9 protein-coding genes and 1 tRNA gene are annotated in these 9,719 nt (G+C 62.5%); 6 read left to right on the top strand and 4 right to left on the bottom strand.

The window, feature by feature from the left end; genetic code table 11:
- Positions 1–2 precede the first annotated feature (2 nt).
- From JF616_19405 to JF616_19415, 3 genes are read left to right on the top strand one after another with little or no spacing between them, the layout of a single operon-like run.
- Positions 3–896 (top strand): aminotransferase class IV, encoded by an 894-nt coding sequence (locus tag JF616_19405; GenBank protein MBW8889929.1) that lies wholly within the window; start codon positions 3–5, stop codon positions 894–896.
- Positions 897–926: 30 nt separating this feature from the next.
- Entirely contained in the window at positions 927–1,445 is a 519-nt protein-coding gene (locus JF616_19410; GenBank protein ID MBW8889930.1) for a TIR domain-containing protein, read from the top strand.
- Positions 1,446–1,489: 44 nt separating this feature from the next.
- Entirely contained in the window at positions 1,490–1,912 is a 423-nt protein-coding gene (locus tag JF616_19415) for a YjbQ family protein (protein ID MBW8889931.1), read from the top strand.
- 85 nt (positions 1,913–1,997) lie between these two features.
- Here JF616_19415 and JF616_19420 read toward each other — a convergent pair whose 3' ends face one another.
- The 3 genes from JF616_19420 to JF616_19430 form a co-directional block, all read right to left on the bottom strand.
- Complete coding sequence (locus tag JF616_19420; protein ID MBW8889932.1) at positions 1,998–2,519, bottom strand: thermonuclease family protein; 522 nt, start codon at positions 2,517–2,519, stop codon at positions 1,998–2,000.
- 290 nt (positions 2,520–2,809) lie between these two features.
- The gene (locus JF616_19425) at positions 2,810–5,209 is read right to left on the bottom strand and encodes a PAS domain S-box protein (GenBank protein MBW8889933.1); all 2,400 of its coding nucleotides are present in this window, start codon (positions 5,207–5,209) and stop codon (positions 2,810–2,812) included.
- A 397-nt stretch (positions 5,210–5,606) separates the two neighbouring features.
- Positions 5,607–6,026: a response regulator gene (locus tag JF616_19430; GenBank protein MBW8889934.1), complete on the bottom strand. Its 420-nt coding sequence runs from the start codon at positions 6,024–6,026 to the stop codon at positions 5,607–5,609.
- Between the two features lie 232 nt (positions 6,027–6,258).
- Here JF616_19430 and JF616_19435 point away from each other — a divergent pair, with 232 nt between their 5' ends.
- The 3 genes from JF616_19435 to JF616_19445 all read left to right on the top strand — a co-directional run bounded on the left by JF616_19435 (position 6,259) and on the right by JF616_19445 (position 8,950).
- On the top strand, positions 6,259–6,834 hold the full coding sequence (locus JF616_19435) for a hypothetical protein (protein MBW8889935.1): 576 nt from the start codon (positions 6,259–6,261) through the stop codon (positions 6,832–6,834).
- Positions 6,835–6,997: 163 nt separating this feature from the next.
- Positions 6,998–7,074: transfer RNA gene (locus JF616_19440), tRNA-Arg, on the top strand.
- A gap of 139 nt (positions 7,075–7,213) precedes the next feature.
- Positions 7,214–8,950, top strand: coding sequence for an endo-1,4-beta-xylanase (locus tag JF616_19445; protein ID MBW8889936.1), 1,737 nt, complete (start codon positions 7,214–7,216; stop codon positions 8,948–8,950).
- Between the two features lie 65 nt (positions 8,951–9,015).
- On the opposite strand, the gene JF616_19450 is transcribed toward JF616_19445, so the two are convergent.
- A partial coding sequence (locus JF616_19450) for a pseudouridine synthase (protein ID MBW8889937.1) occupies positions 9,016–9,719 on the bottom strand: 704 nt, incomplete at its 5' end.

A 9,719-nucleotide genomic window follows, 5' to 3' on the forward strand; every position in this document is an offset into this window, starting at 1 on the left:
GGATGCCTATTACCAATCGGAAAAAAGGCCGGGCGCCGCGCGCCTTCGCCTACGTCAACGGCCGCGTGCTCCCGGCGGAAAAGGCCGTCGTCTCCGTCTTCGATCGGGGCCTGGTCCTGGGGGACGGGTTGTTCGAAACCGTACGGGCCGTGAAGGGCCGCCCGCAATTCTTTTCCCTCCACTTCAAGCGCCTGGCCAAATCCGCCAAGCGCCTGCGCATCCATCTTCCCTTGGATGCGGCAAAGCTAGAGGCGGTGATCCACGAACTCTGCGTGAAAAGCCGCCTCGACGATGCCACCGTGCGCATCACCCTGACGCGCGGGCGTTACCTGGGAGGCTTGGCCATCGACCCTTCGCTCCCGCCCACCCTCATCATCACCGCGGCCCCAGTCACCGGGCTGCCTTCCGAACTCTATGAGCGGGGCGTGAAGGTGATCGTTTCGGACATCAACAAAGCGGCGGCGTCCGGGCTCGATTCCTCCATCAAGTCCACCAACTACCTGGCCAACATCTTCGCCAAGGCCCAAGCCGATCGGCAACGCGCCTACGAGGCCATCCTCCTCGGCCCCAAGGGCGAGATCGCCGAACTCAGCACCTCCAACTTCTTCTGCGTCATCGGGGGCAAGGTCCTCACCCCGCCCCTGGAAACCGGCATCCTGCCGGGCATCACCCGCCAGATCCTCCTCCGCATCCTGAAGCGGGAACGCATCCCCCATGGCGAAGCCCGCTTGTTCCCCAAGGACGCGAAACGCATGCAGGAGGCTTTCCTCTCTTCGTCGGTGCGCGGCCTGGTCCCCATCACCCGCATCGACGATGCCACGGTCGGCGAAGGCCGTCCCGGCCCCATCTACCGGCGCGTGCGCGAAGCCTACGCGCGCGCTTGCGCGGCGGGCTGAAGCGCGCTACGCGGGAGCGGTATCGCATCCATGGACTCCGGGGCCTTATTCCAGCAAAAGCGACGCGGGCTCTACGTCGCCTACGATCACGCCTTGGATGCCGCGCCCTACGCTTCCTTCGCCCTGCATTTCGCATCCTTGTTCCGCCTGGAGCGGGACAATTCGCTGGCGCGCGAGCTGGGCGAGGAAGACGCCGAGGCGCATGTCCGCTGGTTGAGCGCGGGGCCCCTGGCCGATTGCCGCTACGCCTTGGTCCTGTGCGGATCGGCTACGCACCTGTCCGCCTTCGTGGATTGGGAAATCAAGGCCGCGCTGGATAGGCGTCTCGCCCTCATGGGGGTCATCCTGCCTTCCAACCCCGGCGGCTTCCGCGATCCTGTCCTGCCCGAAAGGCTGCGGATCAATTTCGACAGCGGCTACGCCATCGTGGCGCGTTCGGACGAGCTTCTCGACGGGCGCGTGGATTTGGGGTCGCGGCTCGCCTTCGCCTTGGACCGCCCCCTGGAAGCATTGGACAATCGCCTGCCCCTGCGCGCCCGCGACGGTTAAGAAGGAGGGCGCTGCCGCCCCTTCCGATACCTAATTTTCCCGATATGGAATGGCTCAAAGGCGAACTCGAGATCCGCACTCCCGGCCAAGGGCTGCATGCCATCACCGACAAGGTCGCGGCGCAGATCCAAGCCTGGAAGGTGCAGGAAGGCATGTGCCATCTTTACCTGCGGCATACCAGCGCTTCCCTGCTCATCAGCGAGAATTACGATCCCACCGCGCGACGCGATCTGGAGGAGTTCCTCCGCCGCCTGGCCCCGGAGGATCAGGATTGGCATGAGCATACCCTGGAGGGCCCGGACGATTCGCCTTCGCATATGCGTGCATTGCTAACCGGGACCAGCGAATCGATTCCCGTGGACGGAGGCCGCTTGAGCCTGGGGACCTGGCAAGGCATCTACCTGTGCGAACACCGCCGCGATCCGCACCGGCGCACCGTCCTGATCCGCTGCCTCAAAGCCGGTTAGAAATAACCATAAAAAAGTGTGCGGCCCCGGGGAGGGGCCGCGCGGCGGCCCGGGGTGGGCCTCGTTGGGTTGGGTTTGTGGGGGGTCAGTTGCCGGCCCGTGTCAGCATGACATCGGTATTCTTGCCGGCGAGTTCGCGTTGGGCCAGGACCTCCTTGTCGACGTCTTCATCGTCGGCGTCGTCGGAGACTTCGGCCCACAGCCCCAGGCCCGAGGCCCGGGCGTCTTGTTCCAATCGGGCCAGGCCCGTTTCTTCGGGATGATTCCGCTTATCCCACCAGGCCAGTCCGGCCTTCGTCAGTTCCGCGCCTAGATCCCGTCCGTCGGGCAAGATCACCTTGCCGATCAGGGTCCCGTCCGATTCAGCACCGGTGATTTCCACCGCGACGTCGCTCATGAACGCGTTCTCAGCCACGAAGCGGCGGGCCGCTTTGCCGGAACCATGCGTCTTGTCGGCGCAATCGATGCCTGCGATCTTCAAGACGGCCACCTTGCCGCCGGTAAGGATTTCGAGAGCGGCGCCGGACTTTATCCCGACGACTTTGGCCTTCAGGGTGGCGGCCGGAATAGCGGTAACGAGGCTGCAGAGGAGCATCAAGGCCTTCATCGTATCTTCCTTGGGTGCCGGAGCCGCGAGGCAACCGGGCGGGTTTACTTTACGTCTATCGGAGGTGGTTTTCGAAACCTTTACTCTTTCCTACCGTCCCATGAAGTCGCCCTTATCCCCCCAATCCTCGCAAATTCCCGTTGGATTATTATGGAATCGAGAGGGAATCGAGACAGGCTAGGGAACACGGCCGCAATGGCTTTGAATAATGGATGTCATTCATAGGAAATGAGGACGACGTCGGGTGATACCCGTCACAGGGTTTTACCTTCACCCGGTTTTGCGCGTCCCTAAAACTGGCCGGCGAAATCGCGGCGCTCGGCGTGCTTGCCTTCCAGCACTTCCCGTACCTTGGCGGCCAGGGTCTTGGGGGAAAAAGGCTTGGGCAAAAAGGCATCCCCGAATGTTCCGGCCCCATCCCTATCCGATAGCTCGCCGGGAAGGGAGGCCCGGCCACCCATTCCGCCCAATTGTTCTTCGCTGTACCCCGAAATGAACAAGACGTTCATCTCGGGCCGAAGCGGTTTGAGATGTTCCGCCAATTCCTTGCCGCTCATGTTGGCCATCACCATGTCGGTCAAGAGCAGGTGGATGGGTCCCTGGTGGCGCTGGCTGATGAGGATGGCTTCGCCGCCATGCCGGGCTTCCAACACGGCATAACCGTGCATGCGCAGGATCTCCCGCACCAGGGTCCGCACGGCTTCCTCATCTTCCACCAGTAGCACCGTCTCCACGCCCTTGAGGGACCCGCGCACGTGGCCGTCCCTTGCTGGTTCTTCGCGCGCCAGGCGAGGAAGGAAAACCTTAATGGTGGTTCCCCTGCCGATCTCGCTTTCCACCGCCAGGGTGCCGCCGCTCTGCTTCACGATCCCGTAAACCGCCGATAACCCCAGCCCTTGGCCGACGCCCTCCTTGGTGGTGTAGAAGGGCTCGAAGAGGTGGGCCTTCGCCTCTTCGTCCATGCCCGTTCCCGTATCCGAGATGGACAGCATCACGTAAGGGCCGGGTACCAGGAAAAGTTCCGCGCGGGCGGTGACCCCGTCCAGTTCCACGTTGCCGGTCTCGAGAGTGAGTTGGCCGCCATGGGGCATGGCGTCCCGCGCGTTCAGCGCCAGGTTCAGGATCACCTGTTCTATTTGGCCCGGATCGGCCCAGACTTCGCCGAGACGGGGTTCGAGTACGGTCACCAGCTCGATGTCCTCGCGGATCAGGCGGCGGATCATTTTATCCATCTCGCTTACGGCCTTATTCAGATCCATGGCCTTGGGGCTTAAAACCTGTTTGCGGCTGAAAGCGAGCAATTGGCGCGTGAGCGTAGCCGCGCGCTCGGCGGCATTGCGGATCTCCTCCGCGTTCTTCCGTTGCAAGGCCGGGTCGCTCGCGCCGGAAAGCAGCAATTCGGCATAGCCGGTAATGGCCGTGAGCAGGTTATTGAAATCGTGGGCTACGCCCCCCGCCACCCGTCCGATCGCCTCCATCTTGCGGGAGTTGCGCAATTGCTCCTCGCTGCGGCGCAATGCTTCCTCGGCGCGCCGGCGCGCGTCCACGTTGATGGCCACGCCGATCACCCCGGCCACCTCGTCGTAGCCTTTGAACACGGGGCTGAAATAGGTCTCGAACCATTGCCCCTGCAGTTCGACGGTGGAAGTGAATTCCTCCCCCGACAAGGCGCGGCGGACGTTGAGGCGGATCTGCGGTTCGTTCCTATATATCTCGAAGGCGGATTTGCCCGCCGCTTCGCCCGCCTTGAGCCCCAGCGCTTCCAAGCCCCGGCCTTCGCAAAGGGTGAAGACGCCTTTGGCGTCCAGGGCGAAGAGGACCAAAGGCGCGTTGGAGATGACGGTACGCAAATGCTCTTTGCTGCGGCGCAGATCTTCTTCCACGCGCCGGCGCTCGGTCACGTCCATGGCCAACCCCAGCACGCCGTCCGGCCGATCCCCGCCCCCGTCCATGGCCCGCAGATGCAGCTCGAAGGTATTGCCCGCCATCTCGACCATCTCGTCGACCTCGCGGCCATCCAAGGCCCTGCGCACGGGGCCCGCCAAGGCCGGCGCCGGCGAAGGACGGGTGAAGAGGGATTGCCCGAGCAGCGAAGCGGGATTCAGATCCATGGCCTCCAGGCCGCGGCCCTCGGCCATGGTGAAAGCGCCGTCCTTGTCCCAAGCCAGCATCGCGAGAGGCGCATGGGCCAATACGGAGCGCAGTACGCTCTCGCTTCGGCGCAAGGTAGCTTCGCTCTGCGCCAGGGAATCTTGCCGGGTCTTGCGCTCGGAGATGTCGCGCGCGGAAACCATGCGCGCCTGCCGGCCTTCCCAAGCCAAAGGATATCCCGCGGCTTCCAGGTCCAAGCGGCTTCCATCGGCCTTAAGCCCGATGAATTCGCGAATGGAGAAGACCCCGTCGCCATCCCAACCGGCATCGGGGAGGAATACGGAGAGGGGTTGGCCCAGGCAAGCATCCTCGTTCCGGCCGAACAGGCGCTCCCAGGCGGGATTGACTTCGGCGACGATGTCGTCTTGGAACAGGGCCATGGCGTCGGGCGCCTTGGCGAAGGCGTGGCGGAATCCGCCGGTGCGGAAGCCGTCGTTGGAGAAGCTACCGGTGCGGATGTCGTCGGTGCGGGAGGCGCCGTCGGCGGAAGCCGATGCTTCTTTCTTCCGCCCGAAAAGAGCGCTCCAGCTCGCTGCCATTCGTCACTCCCCTCAGAGGTCCGATAGTCCCGTGGACGGCCCCTTGCGGGCCGCGGCGATGCGGACGGCCGTCACGCATGCATAGGACCTCATATATACCTTATTCGTAACTCCGATCCCAGGAAATCCCGGGCACAAATTCACATTCGTGAGATTGGTATCGTTTCCATTTCACTTATAAGATGACCGTGTTGCCGGACGCGGCCGGGTCCCGATCCGGCCGCCATGATCCAATGGGCCCGCGGAACAGTATCCCGGTTACATCGCGGGCCATTAGGGAATCAAAACTCGGGGGGGTCCCGGGACAAGGAAATTCGACGTAGGAATGCGGGGCTAGGGAAAGGAAAAACGTTCCACCGGATGACCGGCGGACTTCCGGCCCGGGGGAAGGCGGGCTTCAGGCCAGGTGGCCGGTGGACGCCAAGGCGGAGCGGACCTTTTCCAGCAAATCCCTGGGACTGAATGGCTTGGCCAGGAAGGCGGCCCGCGTCTCCATAACCTCTTGCTGAACCATCGGATTATTCGGGAATCCCGAAATATAGAGCACCCCGATATCGGGACGTAGGAGCCGGATGCACTTGGCCAACTCGCAACCGGTGAGGAAAGGGTCCATCTTCACGTCGGTGAGGAGCAAGTGGACGGGCTCCTTATAGCTATCCAGAAGGAGAAGGGCCTCATCGCTATGCTGGGCCTTGAGGACCTGGTATCCGTCGTTCTCGAGCACCAAGGCAGCCAGGTTGCGGATGGAGTCCTCGTCATCCACGACCAGTATCGTCTTGGGAGTCTCGGACATGGGAACCTCGAAGTCCTGGGCCATTATACAGCTCCCGAGGGAACCTTTTCCTGAATATAACGTACGATTTTCATCCGAACGAAAGGAAGCCCGTTGCCTACGCGGCCGCCTCAGGATACATTACTCATTCATCTCGCCGCTCCCTGGACCGGATCGGCCTGGCGTATTTGGACCCCCGGGAATATCGGCCCGTTCCCGGCCGCCAACCTGACGGAACCTTTTCCGCTTCTGTCCTAATCTTACCAGGAGGCGACCCATGATCCCCGAAGTAGAGACTCCAACTCCCCAATCCCGCTCCGCCCGCCTCAAGATCCTCCTGCCCATCGCCTTCGTAGCCGCCGGTTTGGCCCTGTTCTTGGCCCTCTTTTGGCGCGGGGGGCACGGCCACAAGGGACATGCGCGCTCCGCCGCCGCCGAAGGCGATCGCTCCCCGGTCGGCGGTTCCGGGGACGAGGGTAACTCCCGTGTTACGGGTGGCGGATCTGGCGGCGGTTCCCCGGTAGGCGGCAGCCCTTCCCGTTCGTCGTCCGGCAAGAAGGGCGACACTTGGTGGTACCATGAGGGGAAATCCCGCAAAGGGGCGCCCGACGACGCGTGGTGGTCGCCGGGAAAGGGCGGAGACAAGACCGGTTCGGGTCGCGGATCCCCGGTAGGCGCCTCCTCGAACGGGGACTCCCGCGCCCAGCGCGGTTCTCCCAAGGTCGCTTCCTCGGAGTCCTCAGAAGAGCAGCCGGCCCAGGACCGGAATAAACCCGCGCACTTCTCGTCCAAGAATCCGGGTGAGGTGGCCGGACAAAAAGGCGGTCCCGACGATTATTGGTGGCGAAATTGAGAGTCGCTAACATAATGGGGGCCACAGAGCCCGTCGCAGCCGAGCAACCCTTATGTTAGGGACTCGAAGGGCGGTTGCACCCGTCGCCCCCTTGTTCTAGATTTCGCGTCCTTGCCCGGCGGTGCTCCGGGCTGTCTCTCCCGCCTGGGAGGGCCGATTGCGGGCACCAGTAGCTCAGCTGGATAGAGCGCTGCCCTCCGAAGGCAGAGGTCGCAGGTTCGACTCCTGCCTGGTGTACCACTCCCTCTCCCTAGACATTCCGCGCTTCTCCGCTCCTACGCCGAGGCCTCCCCTGCATAGGCCCGCCGGACCTCCCTTCCGGAAAAGTTGCCTACCTTTTGCGCTCTAATAGGAGGTGCTCCTGAGAAAGTGCACTGGCATGGTCATGCGCAGCCTGGCGCTATCCGTTCTCGCCATCGCGGCCGGGGCCCAGGACAGGGCGCCCCCCGGGTTCGGGGCGGCGGCGGCCACGAAACCGTTTCCCGACGGGTCGTTCGAGCAGGGGCCGGCGACCTGGGAATACAGGCAGAATTCAGAAGGGCTGGGTACCTTCGAGGTTACCGAGCACCAGCCCCATGCGGGCAAGAAATGCGGCAAGCTGACCGTCCTGAACACGTCCTCGGAAATCTGGCACGTGCAACTGGTCGCGTCTGGCTTCTCCGTCGAGAAGGATCGGATATACCGATTCCAGTACTGGGCTCGGGGGGAGACCGGCGCCGGGGCGCTCGAGGTCGCCTTCGTGAAAGGCTCGCCCCCTTGGTCCTTTTACGGCGCGGCCAAGCAAAAGGTGACATCCGAATGGAAGCGGTACGAGATGAGCTTCACCGCGCCCGTCACCACCTCCGACATCCAGGTCGCCTTCCAGTGCGCCTCCCAACGAGGCGATTACTATGTGGATGACGTTACCTTCACCGCCGAGGGGAGGATGGACCTGAAGCCTCTCCCGGCCGATTGGTATGCGCGGTCGGAGCAGCGGATCGACTCCCTCCGCAAGGGCGATTTCACCCTGGCCGCGAAGACCAAGGACGGACGTCCTTGCGAGGGAAGCGCCGATGTCCGGCTGAAGCGGCACGCGTTCCCATGGGGCACCTGCCTCAATTTCCAAGGTGGAAGTCTCGAAAAGAAATACGAGGAAACCGCCCTGCGGTATTTCAACAGCGGGGTCTTCGAGAACGCCTTCAAATGGGAGGAGTACGAAAGGGTGGAGGGTAAACCCGACACCGCCGATCTCGAACGGTACCTGAAATGGGGCGAGCAGCACGACTTCCCCTTCCGGGGACACGCCCTGGTATGGGGGATAGAGAAGTACGGCTTCGACAGGCATTGGGCCAGGCTCAAAAGCGACGACTTCCTCAGGCAGTCCATGCGAAAGCGGATCCAGCGCGACCTTACCCGTTACCGGGGCAGGATCAAGGAATACGATGTGTGGAATGAGCCTCTCCATGAGCCCGCCCTGTTCAATCGGCTGGGGTTGGAGATCCTGGATTCGGCCTTCCACTGGGCGCATGCCGCAGATCCGAATGCGAAGCTCTTCATCAATGAATACTCGAACATCGACGGCGGGGACACCAAGCCCTACCGGGACATGGTGGAAGCCGCTTTGAAGCGGGGCGTGCCGATCCAAGGGATTGGCGTGCAGGGGCATTTCTCAGGCCCGATCGATCCTCTCGACGTTGCCGCCAAGCTGTATTACATGGCGGAGACGGGATTGCCCTTGAAGATCACGGAGTTCGATCTCGACGTGCAGGGATTGGGCCTCTCCGAGAAGCGGATGGCCGAGGAATATGCCAAGATGCTTCGCACCGCCTTCTCCCATCCTGCGGTCGAGGGCTTCCTGTTCTGGGGTTTCTGGGATGCCCGGCACTGGCGGCCGGGAGCGGGCCTTTTCGACTTCGACTTCAAGCCGAAGGCGGCGGCCGACAGCGTCTACCACTTGATCCACGAGGTCTGGACCACTGCAAAGACCCTGCAGCTGGATTCCCTCGGCCAGGCGGATTTCCGGGGTTTCTACGGCACCTATGACGTCCATATCCGATGCTCCGACGGAACCGATAAGACATTGCCGGCGAAATTCCTGAAAGAGGGTCCGCGAAAGGTCGAGGCCGTAGCGGAATGAGGAATTCCCCCGTTCCATTTTAGCCCGTAACCTTGGAGTTACAGGTCGAGGATTCCCAGGCGGCGCTAAGCCACCGGCAGCGGAAGCAGCACCCGAGGCGAAGTGAACGCCCGCTCCCGTTGCGTAAAAGGATCCCGGAAACGTAGGCTTTTCGAAAGCAGTTGGAGCGGCCGATCCGGATCATCCGCAGCTTCCGGAAGCAGATCCGGATAATAGGGATCGTTAAGGATGGCTGCCCCGATTTGGGAAACCTGCAACCGCAATTGGTGCCGCTTTCCGGTAAGCGGATATAGGGCGAGCCCCGCGTATGCTCCCGACCGTTTTAGAAGGCTCATCCGGCAAAACGCATTGGATACCCCTTCCGCCAAATCGCGTCGCAAGGTGGGCGCATTTTTTTCGATGCGGCACTCCAAGTCCCAGGAATCTTCCGCAGGCGGTTCGCCGAGCCAGCGGACATTCGCCAGGTACCCCTTTTCCACTTGGTGCTCCATGAATAGTTCCTGGTAGCGCCCCCGCTCGTTTTCATGGATGGAAAACAATACCAGTCCCGCCGTGTGCCGGTCGATTCTGTGAACCGGAGATAACCCACGCAGGCCGGTTTCCTCCATCAAACGGTATAGGAGGCATTCCCTCACGAATTTTCCGCCTGGAACCACGGGCATGAAATGCGGCTTGCAGGCGACGAGGATATGATCGTCCCGGTAAAGGATTTGATGGGCATCCGATATGGACGGCTCCGCGGCCACTTCCCTGAAATAAAGGATTTCCG

The sequence above is a fragment of the Fibrobacterota bacterium genome (assembly GCA_019509785.1).
Taxonomy (GTDB): Bacteria; Fibrobacterota; Fibrobacteria; order UBA11236; family UBA11236; genus Chersky-265.